The organism is Halosimplex litoreum, assembly GCF_016065055.1.
GTDB lineage: Archaea > Halobacteriota > Halobacteria > Halobacteriales > Haloarculaceae > Halosimplex > Halosimplex litoreum.
In genome coordinates this window covers 1,873,075-1,895,110 of record NZ_CP065856.1, presented here as the reverse complement: position 1 = coordinate 1,895,110, position 22,036 = coordinate 1,873,075, and the positions used below count along the sequence as shown (strand labels likewise).

Here is a 22,036-nt window from a genome sequence, read left to right as displayed (position 1 = left end):
CCGTAACCCACTCGCGTGAGAGAACGGACGCCACGAACGGACGGCGGTGACCCGGCCGGGGACGGTCGCGGGGACGCCATCGAGGCCAGCGGCGTGGAACTGACCTACGCCGACGGGACGGAGGCCGTCAAGGGGATCGATCTGTCGGTCCCGAAAGGCGAGTTCTTCGGCTTCCTCGGCCCCAACGGCGCCGGGAAGACGACGACGATCAAGACCTTCGCGACGCTGCTCTCGCCGACCGGGGGCTCCATCACCGTCAACGGCTACGACGTGCGCGACGACGCTCGTCGCGTCCGCGAGACGATCGGCTACATGGCCCAGGAGACCAGCGTCGACGAGGAGATGACCGCCCGCGAGAACATCCGCTTCGCCGCGCGGGCCTACGGCGTCCCCAAGAGCGAACGGGCCGCCCGCATCGACGAACTGCTCGATCTGGTGGATCTCGCCGACGTGGCCGACAAGCGCGCGAGCGAGTTCTCCGGCGGGATGAAGAAACGACTGGACGCCGCGACCGCGCTCGTCCACAGTCCCCCGCTCGTCTTTCTCGACGAGCCGACGACGGGGCTGGACCCCAAAGCCCGAAACCGCCTCTGGGAGTACTTCGAGCGCATCAACGAGCGCGGGACGACCCTGTTTCTCACGACGCAGTACCTCGAAGAGGCCGACCAGCTCTGCGACCGCATCTCCGTCATCCTCGACGGCGAGATCGTCGCCACGGGGTCGCCGATGGAGCTGAAACGCCGCGTCGGCGGCGAGATCCTCGACGTGGAGATCCCCGACGGGGACGAGGCCCGCGAGCGTGCCGCCGAGATCGCACGCACCGGCGACGTGTTCGACGCCGACGCCGACGTGGCGCTCACCGACGATGGCATCAGCGTCACGGCCGAACGGGCCCGCCAGCACGGGACCGACCTGCTCGTCACGCTCCGGGACGCCGGGATCACGGTGACCGGCTTCAACATCCGCGCGCCGACGCTCGACGACGTGTTCCTGGCGATCACCGGCGAGGAACTCGACTCGGAGGCCCAGTCGGCCGACCCCGCCGACGTGACCGGCCCGGAGGTGACCGCCGAATGAGCGACTCCGACCGGACCGCCGACGGATCCGCCGGAGACGACGCCGACGGCGCCCGCACCGACGGCGGTCCGGCCAGTGAAGCGAGCCAGCCCTCCCCAGAGCTTCGCTCCGACGGCGGCACCGCCCGCCGGACGGACGAGCGGCTGTCGGGCAACTCCTTTTTGGGCGACTTCTGGGTGAACTTCGTCCGCTGGAACCTCAAAGCGATCCGCAACCCGTTCGTCGTCGTCGGCTCGCTCGTCCAGCCGATCATCTTCCTCGTCCTGTTCACGCAGGTGTTCGGCCAGATCGCGACGGGCGCCATCAGCGGCGGCGCCGCCGGCGGCATCACCTACGAGACCTTCCTGCTGCCGGCCATCGCCATGCAGGTGTCGCTGGCGGCCGCCGCGGGGTCGGGCATCGGCCTCGTCAACGACATGGAGGAGGGACTGTTCGAGAAGACGCTCGTGATGCCGATGAGTCGCTCGGCCATGTTCCTCGGCAAGACCGCCGCCGAGATCCTCCGCATCGTCGTCCAGATCGCCATCATCCTCGTGCTGGGGACCGTCCTCGGCGCCGACGTCGCCACCGGCTTGCCCGGTGCTGTCGGCATCATCCTGATCGGGATCCTCTTCTCGCTGTGGTTCGTCGCGCTCTCGAACATCTTCGCCGTCGTCACGAGAGACCAGGAGTCGACGATCATCGGCGCGAACCTCCTGCAGTTCCCGCTGCTGTTCGTCTCGACGGCCTTTCTCCCGCTGTCGGCCATGCCCGACTGGATCCAGACCGTCGCGACGTTCAACCCCATCACCTACGGCGTCGACGCCGCTCGTGCGCTGATGCTCGATCAGGACGTGATGACCGTCGTCGAAGTCACCCGCTTCGGCGGGATCTGGGACACGCTCGTCCCCGCGGTCGTCGTCCTGCTCGCGCTCGACGTCGCACTGGGCGGGATCGCCGTCTACCTGCTCAACCGCGCCTCGTCGTCGGACGTGCAGTAAAACGGCAGTTCCTACGGCTCCGGCTCCTCTCTGTCGGGGTTCTCGATTATCTCGATCTCCACGTCCGTCTCCGCCAGCCCGAGCCGGGCGAACTGCGTGCGGACGTGTTCTTCGGCCGCCTCCAGCGCCGCCTCGCGGGTGTCGAACCCGCGGGTCGTCGGCGCCTCGAAGGCCACTCGCCGCTCCCGTCCGTCGATCCGCTGGAGCTGTCCGCCCGATTCGACTTCGTAGAACTCGTCGCAGATCCAGACGTAGGGCGCGCCCTCGTCGGGCGCGCCCTCGAAGGTCGGCGACCGCTCGCCGCGCTCGTAGATCGTCCCCGTCAGCGCCGTCCCGCCCGCGTGCCCGCGTACCAGTAGCATATCCCCGAAAGTAGGGCCTCGAACGGCAAAAGGGCGCCGGGCGCCTCGGCGCGGCCGCTCACCCCTCGCTCACAGCGTCAGGTCGACGACGACCGGGAGGTGGTCGGAGGGGAACCAGCCGTCGCCGACCACGTCGGCGGCGACGCCGTACCCCTCGACGGCCGCCCCGTCGACGAAGACGTGGTCGATCTGCAGGTTCGGTCGCAGCGACTCGAAGTCGGTTCGGGTCGTGTCGGGACCGTGTGGCGGGTACGGGCTCGACTCCCGAGCGTCGACCAGTCGGAACCCGCCTCCTCCACCGCGTTCGGCTTCGGGGGCGTCGCCGCTATCGTCGGCGATCGCTCGATACGGTTCGTCGCCGGCCACACAGTTGAAGTCCCCACCGACGACGACCGGTTCGTCGTCCTCGCGGAGCCGGCTCACCCGCTCGCGGAGCACCCGCGCGCCCTCGACGCGGGCGCGGGCACCCTCGTGGTCGAGGTGGGTGTTGCAGTACAGTAGCGTCCCGCCGTCGCGGTCGCGCAGTCGGGCCCACGTGGCGATCCGGGGGTAGGCGGCGTCCCAGCCGACGCTCCCCGGCTCGTCGGGCGTCGCCGAGAGCCAGAACGTCCCCGAGTCGAGTCGCTCGAAGCGCTCGGACCGGTAGCCGACCGGGCAGAACTCCCCCTCGCCGTCTCCCGCCTCGCGCGAGGCCCCGACCCACTCGAACTCGGGGAGCGCCGCCCGCAGGTCCGAATACTGGTGGGCGAGCGGTTCCTGCAGCCCGACGACGTCGGGGCGGTGAAAGCGGACCGTGCCCGCGACGGCGTCACCCCGGCCCGCCCAGTCGAACTCCCCGTCGCGCGCCGTGTCGCGGCGAACGTTGTACGTGAGCACCCGAACCGCCTCACCGTTCATACCCGCCTCTCGGGCGCCGGGGGTCTTGAGACTACCGAGCGCGGCGGTCCGCGGCGCTCGTTCGACGCGACGACGGCGGCCGACTCGCGACCGCCCGGCCTGCCACGGGCGACAGAAGACATATGACGGTCGGTTAACCATTCAGATCCGTGACTGGACGTGCGCTCGTCGCGGCTCTCCTGGTCGCCCTCGCAGTTCTGACCGCCGCGGGAGCGGCGGCCAGCCCCCAGCCCGACCCGGTGTGTCGGGCCTGTGGGTCGAGCTTCGAACAGGTCGCCGACGACTACGGCTACGACGTGACCGTGGTCAACAGCACGGCGACGGTCCGGGTCCACGAAAACGGCTCGGCGACGTGGACGGCGACCAACCGGCTCGCCGGCGGGGACGCCGACACCCTCGCCGAGCCCGACGCGGCCGAGTCGGTGGCTCGCGCGACCGTCGACGAGGGGTGGGGACTGCCCCACGTCTACGAGGCCGGGTCGCTGACCGTCGAGTCCGTCTCGGTCGAGGAGCGGTCGGTCACCGTCCGGTTCACCGACCCCGACGCGGGCGCCCGCCGGCTGGGGACGCTCGTCGTGGATTACTTCCACTCCGACGGAGTCCAGGGCGGATGGACCCTCGACGTCGACGAGTTCACGCTGGTCGGGCCGCCGAACGCGACGGTCCTGAACGACCCGGCCGGAGCCGTCGACGAGGGCTACTCGTCCGGCGACGTGACGGCGGCCGTCGACGGCGGGCGCCTGACGCTGCGCGGGTCGCTCGACGAGGAGTTCGGCCCGGTGTTCTCCGAGGACCTCTACGTCGTCTACGGCGACCCGGGGACGGCCGACTGGCGTGTTACCGGCGCGACGACGCTGTCGACCGCGCCGATCTGGCTCGGCAACCTCGGGAGCTTCGTCGTGCCGACGATGTTCGTCTTCGGCGGTGTGCTGTTCGTCGTCGTCGTCGGCGTCGACGCCCTGCTGTCGTCCGGGAGCGGCGTGTCACCGCGGCAGGTCGCCGCACTCGGCGGGCTCGCGGTCGCGGCGGTCACCGTGGTGCCCAACGGACGCTGGCTGGTCGGTCTCGCGGCCGCGTACCTCGTCGTCGGCGGGGGCGCGCTGGCCGCGCCGCGGCTGCTCCGGTCCGTCCGCGGCGCGGCCGCCCTGGGGCTGGCCTCGCTGGTCGCCGTCGGCGGGGCCTCCATCGCGCAGGCGGCGCTCATGGGTGGAGGCGTCGTCTTCGAGCGGGTGGTCGAGCTGGCGGTCTCTCACCTCCCGCTCGCCACCGGCCTGCTCGTCGGGCGCGCGCTCGCAGTGTATCGCGTCGGCGACCGGCTCCGCCCCGTCCTGTTCGGCGCCGCCGTGGCGCTGACCGGCTGGTTCGTGGCGGGTGCCGTCTACGTCCCCTTCGCGTCGACCCCGTTCGGGCTCATACTTGTCATCATGGGTGCCGGCGCCGTCGCGGGGGCACTCGCCGCGGCCCCGCTCGTCGCGCTCACCGCGCGGGCCTCCGAGGACCGAGCGGCCGAACCTCGGGCGGCAGACGCGCAGGGCGAGCCGGCCGCCAGGTCGTAGCCCGCTGTGGGGCCCGGGACACTCCGCCGAGCGCACAGCGGCGGTTTCGTCAGCTACTTGCGGGGCTGTTCCTAAGCGTGGGGCGATGGAGTACCTGGAGTCTCGTCGGGGACGCGTCGAGGAGCGCCTGGAGGCCACGCTCGACGCCGTCGAACCCGACGAACTCGGCGAGGAGGTGCGCCACGTCGTGCTCTCGGGTGGCAAGCGGGTCCGACCGACGGTGACGGTGCTGGTCTGCGAGGCGCTGGGCGGCGACGTCGACACCGCCGTCGAGTTCGCGGTCGGCATCGAACTCGTCCACAGCGCCTCGCTGGTCGTCGACGACATCATCGACCGCTCGGAGCTTCGGCGGGGCACCCCCTCGGCGTGGGCGGAGTTCGGCCACGGCCCGGCCATCATCGCCAGCGACGGCCTGCTCGGCGAGGCGTTCGCCCTGTTCTCCTCGAACGAACGCGCGATGCAGGCCGTCTCGGAGTCGATGGTCGAACTCGGCGAGGGCGAGGCGACCGAGCTGGTCGCCCAGCCGACCAGCGAAGCGGAGTACATGCAACTCGCCCGCCGGAAGACCGGCGCGCTCTTTCGCGCCGCAGCGGAACTCGGCGCCATCGCCGCCGAGGCCGACGCCTACACCGTCGAGAACTTCGGCAAGTACGCCGAGCGGGTCGGCGTCGCCTTCCAGATGCGCGACGACGTACTCGACGCGACCGCCGACTCGGAGGACCTGGGCAAGCCCACCGGCCACGACGCGGCCATGGAGCGCCCGTCGCTCGTGCAGGTCGCGGACCTGTCGCCCGAGGAGGCCAACGACCGCGCCCACGAGCAGTCCCAGGTCGCGCTCGACGCGCTCGCCTCGGTCGACGCCGAGGACTCGAAGGCGATGGACTACCTCAGCGACCTCGCAGAGTTCGTCGTCGTTCGGGAGCGGTAGTTCCTACTTGTCGTCCGCCGCGACGACCGCCTCGGCGCCGCAGTCCGGACACTCCTCGAATCCCGTCGAGAAGCGCGCGTCGCAGGACTCACACCGGTAGTCGCCCCCCTCCTCGGCCGCCCGCTTCGCGCTCTGCTTGAACTCCTCGACCTCCCGGCCGAGCCTGTTGAAGATGCCCATCGGTCGGATCTAACGAGGCGGCCGACCGGCATAAGCCCCGTGGCGCCCCGCCCGGTCGCGGTCCTATCCGGTCCCGTCGAAGTGTACGTCGGCGAAGTCGAGGACGGCGTCGAGATATCCCTGGTTCAGGGTGTGACCGGTCTCGCGCCGGTAGTGACACAGCGGTCCGACGGTTTCCCCGGAGATCTCGTCGTCCTCGTACAGCGGGAGGTCGTCGCCGATGCCCTCGGCGCCGAGCAGCTCCCAGACGGGTTCGGCGGCGCGGACGGCGTCCAGTGCGCGGCCGGGGTTGGTCCAGTGGTCGCGGGCGCCGGCGGTGTCGATCAGGGGCCGGGGCGCGACGAGCGCGGCGAGCGAGTGACTGTCGACGGGCAGGCGGTCGACCTGGCCGTCGAAGGCGGCGTAGGTGTCGGCGAACCACTGTGGAAACGTGCCGGTGATGTCGCCGATCCCCTCCTGGTCGTTGTCGCGGTCGAGCGCCATCCCGCCGGTGCCCGACTGGTGGGGCGCGACGAGGCCGATCCGCTCGTCGGTCGCGCCGGCCAGCAGCGCGGCCTTGCCGCAACGGGAGTGGCCGAGGACGGCGATCGCCTCGGCGCGGACCGCCTCCATCGGGCGGAGCGCGTCGACGCAGCGCTGGAGGCCCCAGGCCCACGCGGCGAGGACGCCCCATTCGGTGCCCGGCGGGCCTGGCAGCTCGTCGTCGTAGTACGGGCGGACGCCGTCGGCGGGGTCGCCGCTGTCGGGGTCGACGTCGGCGAGGTGGTAGGTGGCGAAGCCGTAGCCCCGCCCGAGCACGTGCTCGACGCACCAGTAGTCGGCGGCAGCGCCACGGTCGGCGGCGCCGTCGCCGCGACCACCGTACTCGCGAGCGGTGTCGGTGATCGTCACCGCCGGGTCGTCGACGGCGGCGTGGTTGCCCCGCCAGTTCAGCCCCAGCAGGACCGGGACCGAACCGCCGGCGTCGCCCTCGGCGACCGCCTCGCTCGGCAGGAAGACGGCGAGGGTGATCGACGGCGCGTCCGTCGGGAGGTCGGCGAAGGCGATCTCGGTCTCGACGAGCGTCGCCGCGCCGTCGCAGACGCCGGCGGTGCGTTCGGTCGTCGTCTCGATCTCCGGAGGCTCGGGCGCGTAGCCGTAGACGTAGTGGCGGAGCGACCGGCGGAGCTCCTCGCGACGGTCGCGCCAGTCGGCGGGACTCTCGACGGGGGAGCCGTCGCGGAATTCGAGAAGGGGAGGCAACTCGTCGGTCGGGCGACACCGCGACGGCGGCGCCAGCCCGTCGGCGTCTCGGGACACGTCCGCCGGTGGCCCGCCAGCGGCAAGGCGTTTGCCCCGCGTGAGGTGCCAACCGGCGCGACTCCGGTTCGCTAGTCGTCGGCGTACTCCTTGCGGAAGCCGCGGAACTCGGTGCGGTGGGCCTCCTCGTCGGCGAGCAGCGTCACGGCCAGGTCCTCGGTGAGCGGGTCGTCGGCCTCCTCGGCGGCGTCGATGAGGTCGCGGTAGGTGTCGATGGCGTCGGACTCGGCGTCGAGGACGCCCTCGATGACGGCGAGCACGTCCGTCGAGTCCTCGGGCGGCTGGAGGCTCTCCTGGCGGGCCTCGAACTCCATCGAGCCCGGCGGTCGAGCTTCCAGCTGCTTGAGCCGCTGGCCGATCTCCCCGGCGTGGGTCAGTTCCTCCTGGATGTCCGCCTGGAGGCTCGCCTTGACCTCCTCGGCGTGGATCCCGTCGAGGACGATCGCGTTCGTCTGGTAGTTCATCACGGTCTCGATCTCGTCGCTGTACGCCTGCTTCAGCAGGTCGATAACGCGGTCGGATGTCATAACGATCGAGGCTACGGTCGCCAGCGTGATAGGGGTGGTGTGGGACGAGGTGGCTCGGTCGCGTCGAGACCGGGAGCGCCTCCTCGACGGCCCGCGACCGTACGGCGACGACGAGGGCGAGTCCGGTCGGCCGTCGACGGCGAATCGGGTCGAGGCGGGCGCCAGCGAGTCGTTCCGGGAGGCCAACGGCTTTCGGCGTGGGACGACTGGTCCGTAGCGATGACACGCTCGGCCGTCCAGCTGTACACGCTCCGGAACGTCGACCGCCCGTTCACCGAAGTGCTCGAACTCGTCGCCGACGCCGGCTTCGACGGCGTGGAGTTCGCCTACCGCGTCACCGAGGCCGACACCGACGCGGTGCTCGCGACGCTCGAGGAGACCGGCCTCGACGTGGCCGGCGCCCACGTCGGGATCGACGAGCTCGAAGACGACTTCGAGGCGACCGTCGCCTACTACGACGACCTCGGCGTCGAACACGTCGTCGTCCCGTGGCTCGACGCCGAGCACTTCGAGTCCGTCGAGGCCGTCGAAGCCGCGGCCGCCCGTCTCGCGAAACTGGCCGACGATCTCGCCGAGCGCGGGATGACCCTGCACTACCACAACCACGACCACGAGTACACCGACCTCGGCGAAGAGACCGGCTTCGACCGATTCGTCGACGAGACGGAGTTCGGCATCGAACTCGACCTCGGCCTGGCGCTGGCGGCCGGCGACGACGTGGTCGAACGGCTGCGCGACCTCGGCGACCGCTCGCGGCTGGTCCATCTCAAGGATTACGACGCCAGCGCGGGCGAATCGGTCCCCGTCGGTGAGGGCGATCTGGACCTGGACGGGGTCGCCGACGCCGTCGCGGCCAACGATAGCGAGTGGCTGATCTACGAGTACGAGGGCGCGGACTCGCTCGAATCGCTCGACCGAGCGGGCTCGCGGACGAACGACCTGGTCTGAGCGGCGCCGTGGGGTCGGCGGGGCGCGCCCAGTGCCGTCAGTTCCAGGGCCCGAACGCGGGGTCGATGACGCGATGCTCGCGCTCGATGTCGTCGATGCGGGCGAGGTCCGCTTCGTCCAGTTCGAGGTCGCGAGCGGCGATATTCTGGCGCATGTGCTCGCGGCCGCTGGCCTTGGGGACGACGGCGACGTTGTCCTTCGCGAGGAGCCAGGCGAGCGACACCGTCGCGGGCGAGACGGCGTGTTTCTCGGCCACCTCGCGGACCGCGGGCACGTCGAACACCCCGCCCTGGGCGAGCGGGGAGTAGGCGACCAGCCAGTGGTCGTGTTCGCGGGCGTACGCACGGAGTTCGTCCTGCTGGAGCAGCGGATGACACTCCACCTGATGGGCCGCGATAGGCGCGTCGAGGTGGGTGCGGGCCTCGTCGAGCAGGGCCGGCGTGAAGTTCGACAGGCCGACGTGGCGGACGACCCCTTCGTCGACCAGTTCGTCGAGCGCTCGCAGCGTCTCGTCGGGGGCGTAGCTGTCGGCCGGCCAGTGGACGTACAGCAGGTCGACGGCGTCGATACCGAGGCGGTCGCGACTCGCCGCGGCCGTCTCGAGCACGTCCTCGTAGGCGAGGTTCCCGGGGGCGAGTTTCGTCGCGAGGAAGACGTCCTCGCGGTCGACGGCCGCGTCGGCGACCCCCTGACCGACGTAGGGCTCGTTGTCGTAGTCCTGTGCGGTGTCGACGTGGCGATACCCCTCCTCGAGGGCGGTCACGACGTTGTCACGCCACTGCTCGCGGTCGTCGTCGGAGTAGGTGCCCAGCCCGATCCGTGGGAGCGCGTCGGTCGGCATCGTTCCCTCCGTCGGACTCGGTCGTCTTCGGGGTACCGGTCGCGGCAGCGTCCGAGGCCGCGACGGATCGGTGGACACATGGGCGCCGACCGGCCAATCCAGCACGATGGACATCGACTGGCGGGCGCGGGCGGGCGAGGTGTGGACCGTCCCCAACCTGATCTCCCTGTCGCGGCTCCCGCTGGTCGCGGGGATCGTCCTCGCGCTCGATTCGCCGGTCCGCTACGTCCTGTTCGCGCTGGTCGTCCTCTCGGACGGCGTCGACGGCTGGGTCGCTCGCCGGCTCGACCAGACGACGGAACTCGGTGCGCTCATGGACCCGGCGCTGGACAAACTCACCGCCCTGGTCCTCGTCGTCGCCCTCTACCCGGCGACGGGGCTCGACCCCGCGTACCTGGCCTTCTTCTTCGCGCGGGACGCCTTCGTCGTGGCGCTGGTGCCGCTGGTCCCCTTGCTCGCCTTCGAGACCGAGAAGGTGAAAGCCCGCCTGCCGGGGAAGGTCGTCACGAACCTGCAGTTCCTGGCGATGGTTGCGATGCTCGTGCCGGCCGTCACGGCGACGGAGGCGCTGCTGTGGGCGCTCGCGGTCGCCTCCGCCGTCGCGATCGCCGACTACGTGGTCTTCGTGGCCCGCGAACAGACCGACCGCCAGTGGGTCCACGACTGGCGCGGGGTCGCGGTCGCGGCGGCCGCCGTCACCCTGACGTTCGCCGCTGTCACCCGCCTGCTGCTCGCCGAGCAACTCGCCGAGGCGCTGGCGGCGCTGTAGGAGCGGGATAGTGCTGTAAGAGCGGGACGGCGCTGGGAGGGGACTCCCGACGGACCGCTACAGGAGCCCGCCGTCGGTCCCGTAGGCGTTCATGTCGGCGAACCGATCGGGGTAGTCGCCGGCGGGGTGGGTGGGCTCGTCGCCGGGGAGGACGACGCGTTTGAACTTGTCGTGGGAGTTCTCCCAGCCCAGGTGGGCGAACTCGAGGCGGCGTTTGAACTGGTGGCCGAGGCCGTCGCGGTGGTACATCCGGCGGCGGGCGCCCGACCGGAGCGCGTCGACGAGGTCGGCCGCCGAGCGGATGGAGCGGTCGAACTCGACCCAGGCCTCGCCGATGGTGGTCGTGAGGTGGGCGTACGAGGAGAGATAGGTGGGGAGCCCCGACTCGCGGGCGATCTCGCGGGCGCGGCGGTCGTCCCACGGCCAGTGTTTCGGGTTGTACACCTCGACGGCGTCGACGTCGTCGGCGTAGGCCTCGATGTCCGCCTCGGTCATGCTGAGCGTGAGGAACTCGGGGTGTGGGACCAAGATGCCGGCGTGGTGGTCGGCGATCTCGGCCATGGTGTCCGCGAAGGTGAGGAAGTCGGGGACCGGCTCGTCGGGGTCGACGGCGAGGACGTGCTTGCGGGCGGACCACTTGCCGGTGAAGTACTCCCGGCCGGGCACCACCAGGAGGTCGTCGTCGGAGAAGCGAGCGGCGCGCTCGCGGACCGTCGAGAGGTGGGTGAAGTGGGGCGCGTAGACGATGGCGTCGAGGCCGACGGCCTTGGCCCGGCGGACGACCCCCTCGTCGAGAATCTTGACGTGGAGGTCGACGCGGGACTCGCCGTCGGTCGATGCACCACCCTGAGCCATGCCACGAACTACGCAAGCCGGACTTTATGTGTTACGAAGCCCGGAAGCGCGCCGTCGGGCGACTGCGGGGGCGTCCGGAGTGTCGGAGATCCCGAGCCGCTACCGGAACTTCCGGGCGAGATCGGCCAGGCCGGCGGCCTTGCGGCCGGCGGCGAGGAAGGAGCCGAGGACGACCATGAAGACGTAGAGGCCGAGCGTCGACGTCCAGACGACGAGCATGGCGGCGACGGCGGCCCAGTTGTTCAGGTAGTAGAAAGCGCCGATGGTCATCGCGGTGCCGTAGAGGAGGACGACGTAGGGCCCCCACCCGGTCGCGTGGCCGCGGCGCTGGCGCTTGCGGACGTATCGCCGAAGCTCCTGGCGGATATCGTCGCGATGGACCGTCTTCTCGTCGATGCGTGTCCGCAGTGCATCTAGTTCCTCGCGTAGCTCGTCGACGTCGGCGTCGACGCCCGCCGCTTCCGACCCCGGGCTCGGGGAGGCCGTGCGCTCGTCGCCCGCGGCGGCGTCGTCGTCGGCACCAGTGTCGGCGGTCATGGGCGCGTACCTCCACTGTCGTCTGGGTCCCTCTTGGTGTTGGTGGTACGGGCCCCTCGCTCGGCCAGCACCGCGTTCAGCGCCGCCCCGACCAGCAGGACCGTCGCGCCCACGTAGTACCACGTCACCAGCAACAGGACGGCGCCGAACACCCCGTACACGTCGAACTGGCCGGCCATCCCCGCGTAGAGCCGGAACCCCGTTCCCAGCAGCGTCCACCCGACCGCGGCGAAGACGGTGCCCGGCAGCGCCTCGGCGAGTCCGGCCTCCGCGTCGGGGAAGATCACGAACAGCGGGAAGAAGACGACGCTCAGCACGACGACGAGCGCGACGGTCCCGAGCAGTCCCGCCAGCGCGACGCCGGCGTAGCTGACCGCGACCCCGACGCCCACGAGCGCAGCCAGCCCGAGCCCGACCGCCACGAGCGCGACCGCCGCGTCGCGTACTTTCCCCACGAGCGACTCCGCCGGCTCCGTCCCGTAGATCCGCGAGAACGCGATATCGAGTCCGCGGAACACCTTCAGCGTACTCCACGCCAGCAGGGCGACGCCAGCGAGCGTCGCCGGCGTCGCGCCGGCGGCGTCGACCAGCGTCGACCGGACGAGGTCCTGGCCCACCGGCGAGAGGGCGTTCCCGGTCGCCGCCACGACCTCGGCGGCCAGCTCCGGGCCGCCCAGCGTCGACGCCACGACCAGTATCAACAGTAGCGCCGGCAGTAGCGACACGAACGCGTAGTAGGCGATCCCCGCCGCAAGGAAGGTCACCTCCCGCTCGCGAACGAGCGCGACGACCCCCCTCCCGACGGCGACGGCTTCCCGCCCGCCGGCTCGCGCCCGCTCGCCGACCGACTCCGGTTGCACGCTCTCGTCTGTGTCCCTCGCTCACTAATAGCCGCTGGCTCCGGCGGTCGCGTCCCGGTCCGACGGCGGAGACCACGTCTCGGTCCGGTGGGCGGCGGGTCACGCCTCGATCCACCGGTCAGATCGCGTGACGAAAGGACCAAGGCGCGCCCGCCGCGCCGTAGGTGTATGGATCGGGGACTCGACGAGGTGGTGATGCGCGGGACGGTCGTCCTGCTCGCCGGGGGGCTGTGTCTGGTCGCCGCCGGGACGGCCGGCGTCACCGGCTCGCTCGCGCTCGTGGGCGCGCTCGTCCTCGTCGGCGTCGCCCTCTATCTCGTCTCCGAGCGGGTCGACGTGGTCGCGGCCACGGACGCACCCGCTCTCGACCCGCGCGTCGTCCTGATGGACATCTGGCTCGGACCGTTCCTCGCGGCCGCCGTCGCCGGCTTCTACCTCGGCGCGACCGCCGGCGAGGTGCAGGCGCTTGGCGGCCTCGTCGGCCTCGTCGGTATGTGCAACTACTTCCTGCGACCGTTCTATCACCTGCTACACGGGCTCGCCCGACGCGTTCGGGCGCTGTGAGCGCCCCGTCCCGGAATCCGAGCGACCGTCAGTCCTCGACGGCCACGGCGCGGATCTCGGTCACGTCGGCGTCGGTCTTGAACGTCGTTCCACCGTAGTGAGTCCGCGAGGCCGAGTAGCCGGCCGCCCGCAGCCGCTCGATAAACTCGTCCATCGCGACGGCCCCGACGCCCCAGCGCTTGCACAGCCGGTGTTGGTCGTAGTGGGTCGGCTCGTCGAGTTCCCCGGCGACCGTCTCGCACAGATCGCGGGCCCGCTCGGCGGTGCCCATCCCGTCGTCGACGGCGTCGCGGACCGCCTCGGTGAACTCGGGGTCGCAGGTCCGCCCAAGCCAGATCGGACCCGCGGTCTGGATCGCTTCGCCACATTCGGGACACCAGTCGAGGGGATCCGCGATCAGTCCCGGTGTCGCCTCGCGGAACAGACAGTGCTCGCAGTGGTCGACGTACCCCAGTTCGTCGACGAGCGCGTTGGCTGCTCGCGCGCCTGATTCCAGCCGGAGGTAGGTTCGGGCGTAGTGCTTGGTGGCGTGACTGAAGACGGGCTCGGCGGCCAGGTCGTAGCGGGCCGCCGTTCTGACGAGCGCAGAGATCAGCACTCGAAGCCCCATCTCGGCGTGGTACTCGGTGTTTCGCGGGACCGTCGAGTAGTGGCGGACGCCGCTCTCGAAGTGGGCGCCACACAGCGGCGCGGTATCGGTCGCGGTGATACAGACCAGCCGGCTCGCCCCCCGGAAGGCCGCGTCGGCGAAGGGGATCGGCGTGCCGAACGGGTCGACGTCGACCACGTCGAACGTCTCCTCGTGCATGAGCGCGTTGGCGTCGCGGTGGACGACCCTGCCCTCCAGATCGTTGCCCGCCAGGTTCTCGCGGGCGAGTTCGACGGCGTCGGGGTCCACGTCGCAACAGGTGGCCTCGTAGCCCTCGGCGGCGGCCCGCACCCCGCGGATGCCCGAGGCGGCGTTGGCGTCGAGGTAGCGCGGCGTGCGGTCGCCGTCGCGGTCGGATTCGCGGCTCGCGGCTCCCCCGTCGCCGCTCGCTCCGTTCGAGGACTCGCTTCGCTCGTCCTCGCGAAGCGCGCGCAGGACGGCGACGGTCAGGTCGCGATTGAGTTCCTGAACGGGGTTGAAGAAGACGTTCTCGCCGACGCCCGCGTCGGCCTGTTCGGGAACCTCGACCGTCACGTCGCCCTCGGTCACGCGCATATCCTCACCTGTCCGGCGACCGCGAAAAGCCACGCGGTTGCCGACGCTCGCCGAGACCGTCCACCGGCGTCGTCCCGGCGCTCACGCCCGGTCGTCGACCGCCGCGACGACGGCCTCGGCCAGCGCGTCGAAGTCTGCGACCTCGGGGACCACGTCGACGGCGACGCCGGCGTCGGCGGCCGTCTCGGCGGTGGGTTCGCCGATGACGCCCACGACGGCATCGCTCAGGCCCGCGACGGCCGCCTCGCGGACGCCCCGCTCGTCGGCCGCCGCGAGGAAGTGTCGGACCGTCAGCGAGGAGGTGAACACCGCGCCGTCCAGCCGGCCCTCGGCCGCGAGTTTCGCGGAGTCGCCGGCGTCGGCGGGCCGTTCGAGCCGGTAGAGTACCGTTTCGTGGACGTACGCGCCGGCGGCTTCGAGCCCGGTGAGCAGGACCGCCGAGCCGTGGTCCGAGCGGGCGACCTCGACGCGGGCGCCCGCGACCTCGTCCCCGAGTTCGTCGACCAGGCCCGACGAGGAGAACTCCGCCGGGACCCGATCGACTCGATAGTCGTGCGCCCGGAGCGCGTCGGCGGTCGACTCGCCGATGGCGCAGACCGTCGCGTCACCGGGTTCCCAGCGCTCGTCCGGCCCCCCGCCGTCGGCGCGCTCGCCCGCGACCAGCTCGACGCCGGTCTTGCTGGTGAACACGACGTAGTCGGCGTCGCTTCGAGGGACGGCGCCGGTCGGGTCGACCGTCAGCATCGGGTCGGCGACGGCGTCGGCGCCCAGCGATTCGAGCAGTTCCACGGCCGCGTCGAGCCGCTCGTCCGGCGGGCGGAACACGGCGACTCGCGGGCGGTCGGCGGCGCTCATCGGCGACCCACCCCGCTCATCCGTCGTCCTCCCCGTCGGCCGCGTCGGTACCGTACCCGTGGAGGAACTCGGCGAGGCGCTCGCGCTCGCCGGCCACGTCGCCGATCACGGTGATCGCCGGCGGCGAGATGCCGACCTCGTCGCGGGCGTCGACGATGGTGTCCAGCGTCCCGGTCGCCACCTGTTGGTCGGGCCAGGTCGCCCGCTCCACGAGGGCGACGGGCGTATCGGGGTCCATGCCGGCCTCGCGGAGGGCGGCGGTGTAGTCGGGGAGCTTGCCGACGCCCATCAGGACGACGATGGTGCCGCCGGTGGCCGCCAGCGCCTCCCAGTCGACCGCAGACTCCTCTTTGGTGGGGTCCTCGTGTCCGGTGACGAACGAGACGGAGGAGGCGTGGTCACGGTGAGTCACGGGGATGCCTGCCACCGCCGGGCCCGCGATGGCCGAGGTGACGGCCGGGACGACCTCGAAGTCGATCCCGTGGTCGGCGAGATACGCGGCTTCTTCACCGCCGCGACCGAAGACGAACGGGTCGCCGCCCTTCAGCCGGACGACCGTCTCGCCCGCCTCGGCGAGTTCGACCAGCCGCTCGTTGGTTACCGACTGCGGTGTCCGGTCGCCGCCCGCCCGCTTGCCCACGTCTTCGCGTTTCTCCTCGGGGATCAGTCCCAGAATTTCGGGGCCGGGCAGCTTGTCGTGCAACACCACGTCGGCCTCGTCCAGCAGACGGCGGGCCTTGACCGTCAGCAGGTCTGGATCGCCCGGACCGGAGCCGACGAGGTAGACGGTCCCGGTCACGCTTCGTCACCTGTGCTGTCGTCGGGCGCCTCCGGCGAGGCGCTGGCTGCGCCGCTCTCCTCGCCGGCGTCCCGGCGGGCCCGCTCGATGATGTCGTCGGCGCCGGCGTCGGCGAGATCCGCCGCGAACTCCCGAGCCGCCTGGGCGTGCTGCTGGACTGGCAGTTCGCGCGTCTCGCGGACCTCTTCCTCGCCCTCGCGGTCGAGCACGCGAACGGCGGTGCGGACGACCGACCCCTGGAGGACGGCGTAGATGCCCACCGGTGCGACGCAGCCACCGCCGAGTTCGCCCAGCACCGTGCGCTCGACGGTCGCCTCGACCCGCGTCGGCGAGTGGTCCAGCACGCTCCGGAGGTCCTCGGCGAGGTCGCCGTCGAGAGCGGTCACCGCGAGCGTCCCCTGGCTGGGTGCCGGGACGAACCGGTCGGGGGCCAGCTGCTGGTGTTCGACGTGATGGAGCAGCCCCGCCCGCTCCAGGCCAGCCTCCGCGAGGACGATCGCGTCGTACTCGACGTCGGGGTCCTGCTCGAGCGCCCGCCGCTGGAGTTCGGTCAGGTCCTCGAACCACTCTTCGACGGTGCGGTCGTACTCCGAGTCGTCGTCCTCGTCGTCTTCGTCGCCGTCCTCGCCGTCGTCGAGCTGTTTGTACTCGGCCATGTCCTCGACGTCCTCGTCGGCCTCGGCGACGACGCGCCGTTCGTGCTCTGCCAGCAGCGGCGGCGCGAGCAGCTTCTGGACGCGGGTGTCGACGTTTCCGCGGAGCGGCTGCACGTCCAGGTCGTCGCGCTCGGCGAGCAACTGCGCGCCGCGGCGGAGGCTGGACGTGCCGACCGTCGCGCCCTCGGGCAGCCCCGAGAGGGAGGCCCCGTTCCGGGTGACCAGCACGTCCCGCGGTGCGGCCCGCTCGGGGACGCCCGCGACGATCATGTCTTCGGGCATCTCGGTGGGCATGTCTTTCATCGAGTGGACGGCGGCGTCGCAGTCGCCGTCGAGGACCTCCTCGTCGAGCGCGCGGACGAACGCGCCGGTCTTCCCGAGTTCGTGGATCGCCTCGTCGGTGATCTGGTCGCCCGTGGTCTCGACCTCGACGAGTTCCACGTCGAAGCGTCGGTTCTCCAGCCGTTCCTTGATGGTGGCGGCCTGCCGCAGCGCGAGCGCGGACCCGCGAGTCCCCAGCCGGAGCGTCGTACTCATTACTACGGAGTCGGCCGTCCGACGTGAAAAGCACACCAGTTCCGGACTCGGACGGCGCTCGGCGCGGCTCCGTCCCGTCCGACGCGTCGGCCACCGAAGGGGGACCGAGCGGGTGATTTTTCAGTCCGGCGGCGACATCGATCGCCGTGCCCTCCAACGCGCCATCGAGCGGTAGCGAGAGCCGCAGAGCGTTCCTTGCGACGGTCGGAACCGTGACCGGGGCGGCCCTGGCCGGCTGCGCCGGGCGGCTCCCGGGAACGGATCCAGAGCAGGTAGACGCCCGACGGACGACCGAGACCGGCGAGATAAGCTGGGAGTATCCGCCGAACGACGACGCCGAGGGGATCGGGTACGCGAGCGTCGAACTCGCCCGAAATCGGGCCGTCGAACGGTCTCACTCGGTGTACCGCCTCAGGCTCAACTCGACGGTGCGGGGCTCGCACGGGAGCGAACAGTACGAGGAGTACCGGGCGGACTGGTTCCGATTCCGGGTCGGGCCGCCGGCCGCGTACGCGGCGCGGCACGGCTTCGAGATGCGAGTGCAGCCGCCCCCGTGGCCGGAGCTTTCCCTCCGATACGACCGACGGGGCGGCCGACGAGAGCTCGTCGTCGAGAGCGAACAGTTCGGTTCCGACGGGACGATCACGTTCGACCTCCTGTTCGCCCCGGGCGGGAGCCCCGCGCCCCAGCGGCTGCACTGCTCGTTCGAAGTCCAGGCCTCGCGGGGCGGCGCGCTCGCGAAGACGGTCAGCGCGGACGGACAGGGGACGCTGGCGCTGCCCGCCGCTTCGGAGTGAGCCCCAGTGTCGGACAGTGACACGAGCCATTGATATGGCGTCCGCCCTCTAATTCCCGTATGGAGTGGAAAACGGACTGGGGCCTCCGCGGGCGCATGTTCTTCACCATGTTCCTCCTGGCCGCCCTGTACATCGCCTTCCTCGGGGTGTTGCTGTGGACGAACCAGTCGTTCGTGCTCATCGTCGGCTTCATGAGCGTCTTCCTGATCGCACAGTTTTTCTTCAGCGACAAACTGGCGCTGCGGAGCATGGGCGCTCGGGAGGTCTCCGAGGAGGAGTACCCCGAACTGCACCGGATGGTCGGCCGGCTCTCCCAGCAGGCCGACCTGCCGAAACCGACCGTGGCGGTCGCCGACACGCGGACGCCCAACGCCTTCGCGACCGGGCGCTCGCAGAAGAACGCGACCGTCGCCGTGACCACGGGGCTCATGGGGACCCTCGACCAGGACGAACTCGAGGGCGTGATGGCCCACGAACTCGCCCACGTCAAGAACCGCGACGTGGCGGTGATGACCATCGCGTCGTTCCTGGCGACCATCGCGATGTTCATCCTCCGGTGGGGGTTCCTGTTCGGCGGCGGCGGCCGCGACCGCCAGGGCGGGGGCGCCGGCATCATCGTCGCTATCGTCGCCTCGCTGGTCGTCTGGATCGTCTCCTTCCTGCTCATCCGCGCGCTCTCCCGGTACCGCGAGTACGCCGCCGACCGCGGCGGGGCCGCCATCACCGGCAAGCCCGCCGCGCTCGCGAGCGCGCTGATGACCATCGACAACCGGATGGACCGCGTGCCCGAAGAGGACCTCCGCGAGCAGTCGGAGATGAACGCCTTCTTCATCGTCCCCATCGGGAAGGGCGTCATCGCGAACCTCTTCCGCACGCACCCGACCACCGAACGCCGCGTCGAGCGCCTCCAGGAGCTGGCCGGCGAGATGGAATCCGCCTGAGCGGCCACTCCGTCGGCCGCCCGGCCGAAGACACATCGTTCAGCGTGAACGATTCCACCGTATGGACTGGCAGACCGACAGCCGCCTGACCCGGCGGATGGCCCTCGCCCTCGGGCTCGCGCTCCTCGGCTACGCCGCCCTCGTCGGGCCGGTGGTCTGGTTCCTCCCGCCCGCCGGCGCACTCATCGTCTGCGGGCTCGTTCTCGGTATTCTCGGTGTCCTCGTGCTCGAAGCCGACCGACTGGCCTACCTCGCGACGAGCGCGATCGCCATCGAGCGCGCGGACCACCCCGAACTGTTCGACACCGTCGAGCGCCTCTCCCGGCAGGCCGACGTGCCACGGCCGCCCGTCGCCGTGATCCCCAGCGACGAGCCCAACGCGATGTCGGCCGGGGCCGGGAACCGAACCGTCGTCTGCGTGACGCTCGGACTGCTGAAGGAACTCGACGACGAGCAGCTGGAGGCCGTCGTCGCCCACGAACTCGCCCACGTCAAGAACGGCGACTCGTCGGTGCTGACCGTGGCCGGCTTCCCGGCGACGGTCGCGCTGGCGATGCTCTCGACGGCGCTGGAGGGGATGGACGGCTGGGGCATCGTTCTGGGCTACTTCGGCGCCGCGGCGTTCCTGGCGGTACTGAGCCTCCCGCTGCTGGTCGTGAGCCTGCCGGGCACGCTCGTCCTCTCCCGGTATCGCGAGTACGCCGCCGACCGGGGCGCCGTGGCGATCACGGGCAAGCCGGTCGCGCTCGCCGAAGCGCTCGCGGAGTTGCACGGGCTGTCGAAACCGCCCGCGGAGGACATGCGCTCGATGGCCGGGTTCAACGCCTTCTGCATCGTGCCGTCGCCGTCGCTCGGACTGCCCGGAACCCATCCGCCGACGCACAAGCGGATCCGGAAGCTGCGGGAGCTGGCGGCCGAGCTGGAGCGGTAGCCGTCGGCGACGGTCAGGTGTCTCGTCGACGACACGCACGGGGAGAGACCGGCCGCTTCCCCAGCCGTTAGGTGCCCGCGACCGAACACGGGGACGCCATGAGCGAACTCGATCTCCATCGACTCGGACTGGGTACCTGGCAGAACACCGACTCCGAGGAGTGCGCCGAGAGCGTGCGGACGGCGCTGGAACTGGGCTACCGAAACATCGACACCGCACAGGCGTACGGCAACGAGGAAGCCGTCGGCCGCGGGATCGCCGAGGCCGACGTGCCCCGCGAGGAGGTCTTCCTCGCCACGAAGGTCGACACGGCCAACCTCGCCCACGACGACGTGCTGGCGACGGCCGCGGAGAGCCTGGAGCGGCTCGGCGTCGACTACCTCGATCTCCTGTACGTCCACTGGCCGACCGAGGCCTACGACCCCGAGGGAACGCTGTCGGCGTTCCAGCAACTGTACGACGAGGGCACGATCCGACACGTCGGCGTCTCGAACTTCGAACCCGAGCATCTCGATGCGGCCCGCGAGGTGCTCGACGCGCCGATCTACGCGAACCAGGTCGAGATGCATCCCTATCTCCAGCAGGACGAGCTTCGCGAGTACGCCGCCGAGCACGACCACCACGTCGTCGCGTACTCGCCGCTGGCGCGGACCGAGGTGCTGGACGACCCCGTCCTGACCGACATCGCCGAGAAACACGACGCGAGCGTGCCGCAGGTGACCCTGGCGTGGTTCCTGTCGCTGGACGGCGTCGCGGCCATCCCGAAGGCCACGGGCGCCGAGCACATCCGCGACAACTGGGGCGCCTACGACGTGGATCTGGACGAGGAGGACCTGGACCGGATCGCCGAGCTGGACCGCGGGCATCGGGAGATCGACTTCGCGGGCGCGCCCTGGGACCACTGAACGCCGACCGCCGCGCTCGACCCCCGCCCGCGGGTACACGTCGGATGGAAGCGACTTTTACGCGTTCGCCCGAACACACGGATATGGGACTGCTGGACGGCCTGAAGTCCGCGCTGGGGATGAAAGCGGAGGCCGACGCGACCCGGGACGCCGACCCGGAGGATCTCTTCGGGATGAGCACGGCCTACATGACGATGGAGGCCGATCTAGGCTTCGCGCCGGCGAACGCGGCCGCGCTGTGTTTCGCCGAGGTCGACAGCACCGATTTCGAGGACGCCGTCGAGAACGTCGAAGCCATCCTCGAAGCCGGCGAGGTCGAGACCGGAACCGGGGCCCGGTTCACGACGGACGACCACGGCTACGAGTGGGTCGTGCTGGAGGACGACGACCCAGAGGACCTGGTGACGAGTATCCACTTCGCCGCCGACGAGTTCATCGAACGCGGCTACGGCTCGCGGCTGCTCGCCGCCGTCTTCGCCTTCCGGAAGGACGACCGGTTGGCCTACTGGATCTACTCGTTCCGTCGCGGCAAGTACTACCCCTTCGCCCCGGAGGGCGACCACGACCGACACAACCAGACGGAGATCAAGCTCCAGAGCGTCCTCGACGGCGAGCTGACGGTCGAACCGGACAAGGAGTACTGGTACCCGCTCTGGCCCGACCGACCCGGGAACCACCCCTGGGAGTAAGTTTCTTCCGGGCGCGAGCACCGGATCCCCTGTGACACCGAGCGACCCGGCCGTCTACGACCACGTCCGTCCGCCCGCAGCCGACGCGGATGCCGCCGCCGCCCTCTCGCCGGGCGTCTACCGCGTCGTCGGCGTCGGTGATGAGACGGTCGCACTCCTGCGCGTCGGGGACGCCGACGGCTACAGAGTCAACACCGGCGAGGTCGTCCGCGTCGACCGCGACGCGCTCGGGGCTCTCGACCCCGCCGACAATCCCGACGGGAACCGGCCACTGGGCGAGAAGGTGCGCCGATTCGCCGAGAGCGTCGTCTGGAACCTCCGTGCGTTCGTCGCCGGCCTGCTGGCCCGTCCCGCCCTCGCCGTCGTCGCGCTGGCGCTCGTCGTCGTCGGCCACCAGGGCCACCGCGTGCTCACGGTACCCGAGTCGTGGCTCACCGCCGTCTACTTCCTCGGCGTCCTCGGCGTCGTCTTCCTCGGAGCCCGGGGCTAGCCCGACGGACCCCGGTGCGTTCTCGCCCGACTGGCCCCGGCGAACGCCTTCC

Annotated in this window: 27 protein-coding genes; 14 read left to right on the top strand and 13 right to left on the bottom strand. The window is 71.0% G+C overall.

The window, feature by feature from the left end:
* Window positions 1-15 precede the first annotated feature (15 nt).
* Complete coding sequence (locus I7X12_RS09445) at window positions 16-1,077, top strand: ABC transporter ATP-binding protein (RefSeq protein WP_198063563.1); 1,062 nt, start codon at window positions 16-18, stop codon at window positions 1,075-1,077.
* On the top strand, window positions 1,074-2,057 hold the full coding sequence (locus tag I7X12_RS09440) for an ABC transporter permease (protein ID WP_232343134.1): 984 nt from the start codon (window positions 1,074-1,076) through the stop codon (window positions 2,055-2,057). The genes I7X12_RS09445 and I7X12_RS09440 overlap by 4 nt, the downstream gene beginning before the upstream one ends.
* Before the next feature lie 11 nt (window positions 2,058-2,068).
* Here the strand turns inward: I7X12_RS09440 and I7X12_RS09435 are convergent, their stop codons facing one another.
* A complete protein-coding gene (locus I7X12_RS09435) occupies window positions 2,069-2,419 on the bottom strand; it encodes a DUF7113 family protein (RefSeq protein WP_198063562.1) in 351 nt (116 codons plus the stop codon).
* A 69-nt stretch (window positions 2,420-2,488) separates the two neighbouring features.
* Window positions 2,489-3,316 (bottom strand): endonuclease/exonuclease/phosphatase family protein, encoded by an 828-nt coding sequence (locus I7X12_RS09430; protein ID WP_198063561.1) that lies wholly within the window; start codon window positions 3,314-3,316, stop codon window positions 2,489-2,491.
* A 149-nt stretch (window positions 3,317-3,465) separates the two neighbouring features.
* Here I7X12_RS09430 and I7X12_RS09425 point away from each other — a divergent pair, with 149 nt between their 5' ends.
* Both I7X12_RS09425 and I7X12_RS09420 read left to right on the top strand, forming a co-directional pair.
* Window positions 3,466-4,872, top strand: a complete 1,407-nt coding sequence (locus I7X12_RS09425) for a hypothetical protein (protein ID WP_198063560.1) — start codon at window positions 3,466-3,468, stop codon at window positions 4,870-4,872.
* Between the two features lie 85 nt (window positions 4,873-4,957).
* Window positions 4,958-5,800 carry a polyprenyl synthetase family protein gene (locus tag I7X12_RS09420; protein ID WP_198063559.1) on the top strand — a complete coding sequence of 281 codons (843 nt, stop codon included), beginning with the start codon at window positions 4,958-4,960 and terminating at the stop codon, window positions 5,798-5,800.
* A gap of 3 nt (window positions 5,801-5,803) precedes the next feature.
* On the opposite strand, the gene I7X12_RS09415 is transcribed toward I7X12_RS09420, so the two are convergent.
* From I7X12_RS09415 to I7X12_RS09405, 3 genes are all read right to left on the bottom strand, one after another.
* Complete coding sequence (locus tag I7X12_RS09415; protein WP_198063558.1) at window positions 5,804-5,980, bottom strand: hypothetical protein; 177 nt, start codon at window positions 5,978-5,980, stop codon at window positions 5,804-5,806.
* Between the two features lie 63 nt (window positions 5,981-6,043).
* On the bottom strand, window positions 6,044-7,279 hold the full coding sequence (locus tag I7X12_RS09410; protein ID WP_198063557.1) for a glucuronyl esterase domain-containing protein: 1,236 nt from the start codon (window positions 7,277-7,279) through the stop codon (window positions 6,044-6,046).
* A gap of 71 nt (window positions 7,280-7,350) precedes the next feature.
* Window positions 7,351-7,806, bottom strand: a complete 456-nt coding sequence (locus tag I7X12_RS09405; protein WP_198063556.1) for a ferritin-like domain-containing protein — start codon at window positions 7,804-7,806, stop codon at window positions 7,351-7,353.
* Between the two features lie 25 nt (window positions 7,807-7,831).
* Here I7X12_RS09405 and I7X12_RS09400 point away from each other — a divergent pair, with 25 nt between their 5' ends.
* The gene (locus tag I7X12_RS09400; protein WP_198063555.1) at window positions 7,832-8,023 is read left to right on the top strand and encodes a hypothetical protein; all 192 of its coding nucleotides are present in this window, start codon (window positions 7,832-7,834) and stop codon (window positions 8,021-8,023) included.
* A gap of 2 nt (window positions 8,024-8,025) precedes the next feature.
* Window positions 8,026-8,754, top strand: a complete 729-nt coding sequence (locus tag I7X12_RS09395; RefSeq protein ID WP_198063554.1) for a sugar phosphate isomerase/epimerase family protein — start codon at window positions 8,026-8,028, stop codon at window positions 8,752-8,754.
* Window positions 8,755-8,791: 37 nt separating this feature from the next.
* Here I7X12_RS09395 and I7X12_RS09390 read toward each other — a convergent pair whose 3' ends face one another.
* Complete coding sequence (locus I7X12_RS09390) at window positions 8,792-9,595, bottom strand: aldo/keto reductase (RefSeq protein WP_198063553.1); 804 nt, start codon at window positions 9,593-9,595, stop codon at window positions 8,792-8,794.
* Between the two features lie 70 nt (window positions 9,596-9,665).
* Here I7X12_RS09390 and I7X12_RS09385 point away from each other — a divergent pair, with 70 nt between their 5' ends.
* Window positions 9,666-10,364 carry a CDP-alcohol phosphatidyltransferase family protein gene (locus tag I7X12_RS09385; protein ID WP_198063552.1) on the top strand — a complete coding sequence of 233 codons (699 nt, stop codon included), beginning with the start codon at window positions 9,666-9,668 and terminating at the stop codon, window positions 10,362-10,364.
* A gap of 57 nt (window positions 10,365-10,421) precedes the next feature.
* On the opposite strand, the gene I7X12_RS09380 is transcribed toward I7X12_RS09385, so the two are convergent.
* The 3 genes from I7X12_RS09380 to I7X12_RS09370 form a co-directional block, all read right to left on the bottom strand.
* Window positions 10,422-11,219 carry a PHP domain-containing protein gene (locus tag I7X12_RS09380; protein WP_198063551.1) on the bottom strand — a complete coding sequence of 266 codons (798 nt, stop codon included), beginning with the start codon at window positions 11,217-11,219 and terminating at the stop codon, window positions 10,422-10,424.
* A 99-nt stretch (window positions 11,220-11,318) separates the two neighbouring features.
* Window positions 11,319-11,756, bottom strand: a complete 438-nt coding sequence (locus I7X12_RS09375; protein ID WP_198063550.1) for a ribonuclease BN — start codon at window positions 11,754-11,756, stop codon at window positions 11,319-11,321.
* Window positions 11,753-12,616 carry a YihY/virulence factor BrkB family protein gene (locus I7X12_RS09370; RefSeq protein WP_198063549.1) on the bottom strand — a complete coding sequence of 288 codons (864 nt, stop codon included), beginning with the start codon at window positions 12,614-12,616 and terminating at the stop codon, window positions 11,753-11,755. Before I7X12_RS09370 ends, I7X12_RS09375 begins: the two co-directional genes overlap by 4 nt.
* A 168-nt stretch (window positions 12,617-12,784) precedes the next feature.
* Between I7X12_RS09370 and I7X12_RS09365 the strand changes: the two genes are divergently transcribed.
* On the top strand, window positions 12,785-13,180 hold the full coding sequence (locus I7X12_RS09365) for a hypothetical protein (RefSeq protein ID WP_198063548.1): 396 nt from the start codon (window positions 12,785-12,787) through the stop codon (window positions 13,178-13,180).
* Between the two features lie 28 nt (window positions 13,181-13,208).
* Here I7X12_RS09365 and I7X12_RS09360 read toward each other — a convergent pair whose 3' ends face one another.
* From I7X12_RS09360 to hemC, 4 genes are all read right to left on the bottom strand, one after another.
* Window positions 13,209-14,384 carry a tRNA (guanine(26)-N(2))-dimethyltransferase gene (locus I7X12_RS09360; RefSeq protein ID WP_198063547.1) on the bottom strand — a complete coding sequence of 392 codons (1,176 nt, stop codon included), beginning with the start codon at window positions 14,382-14,384 and terminating at the stop codon, window positions 13,209-13,211.
* An 81-nt stretch (window positions 14,385-14,465) separates the two neighbouring features.
* On the bottom strand, window positions 14,466-15,239 hold the full coding sequence (locus I7X12_RS09355) for a uroporphyrinogen-III synthase (protein ID WP_198063546.1): 774 nt from the start codon (window positions 15,237-15,239) through the stop codon (window positions 14,466-14,468).
* A 16-nt stretch (window positions 15,240-15,255) separates the two neighbouring features.
* The gene (gene cobA, locus I7X12_RS09350; protein ID WP_198063545.1) at window positions 15,256-16,038 is read right to left on the bottom strand and encodes a uroporphyrinogen-III C-methyltransferase; all 783 of its coding nucleotides are present in this window, start codon (window positions 16,036-16,038) and stop codon (window positions 15,256-15,258) included.
* Window positions 16,035-17,231 (bottom strand): hydroxymethylbilane synthase, encoded by a 1,197-nt coding sequence (gene hemC, locus I7X12_RS09345; RefSeq protein ID WP_198063544.1) that lies wholly within the window; start codon window positions 17,229-17,231, stop codon window positions 16,035-16,037. The genes cobA and hemC overlap by 4 nt, the downstream gene beginning before the upstream one ends.
* A 146-nt stretch (window positions 17,232-17,377) precedes the next feature.
* On the opposite strand from hemC, the gene I7X12_RS09340 reads away from it, so the two are divergent.
* From I7X12_RS09340 to I7X12_RS09315, 6 genes are all read left to right on the top strand, one after another.
* Window positions 17,378-18,028 (top strand): hypothetical protein, encoded by a 651-nt coding sequence (locus I7X12_RS09340; protein ID WP_198063543.1) that lies wholly within the window; start codon window positions 17,378-17,380, stop codon window positions 18,026-18,028.
* Between the two features lie 59 nt (window positions 18,029-18,087).
* Window positions 18,088-18,969: a zinc metalloprotease HtpX gene (gene htpX, locus I7X12_RS09335; RefSeq protein ID WP_198063542.1), complete on the top strand. Its 882-nt coding sequence runs from the start codon at window positions 18,088-18,090 to the stop codon at window positions 18,967-18,969.
* Between the two features lie 61 nt (window positions 18,970-19,030).
* Complete coding sequence (locus I7X12_RS09330; protein ID WP_198063541.1) at window positions 19,031-19,900, top strand: M48 family metalloprotease; 870 nt, start codon at window positions 19,031-19,033, stop codon at window positions 19,898-19,900.
* Window positions 19,901-19,998: 98 nt separating this feature from the next.
* Window positions 19,999-20,805, top strand: a complete 807-nt coding sequence (locus I7X12_RS09325) for an aldo/keto reductase (protein ID WP_198063540.1) — start codon at window positions 19,999-20,001, stop codon at window positions 20,803-20,805.
* A gap of 83 nt (window positions 20,806-20,888) precedes the next feature.
* Window positions 20,889-21,494: a PspA-associated protein PspAB gene (gene pspAB / locus I7X12_RS09320; protein ID WP_198063539.1), complete on the top strand. Its 606-nt coding sequence runs from the start codon at window positions 20,889-20,891 to the stop codon at window positions 21,492-21,494.
* 31 nt (window positions 21,495-21,525) lie between these two features.
* The gene (locus I7X12_RS09315) at window positions 21,526-21,984 is read left to right on the top strand and encodes a hypothetical protein (RefSeq protein WP_198063538.1); all 459 of its coding nucleotides are present in this window, start codon (window positions 21,526-21,528) and stop codon (window positions 21,982-21,984) included.
* The last annotated feature ends 52 nt before the right edge of the window (window positions 21,985-22,036 follow it).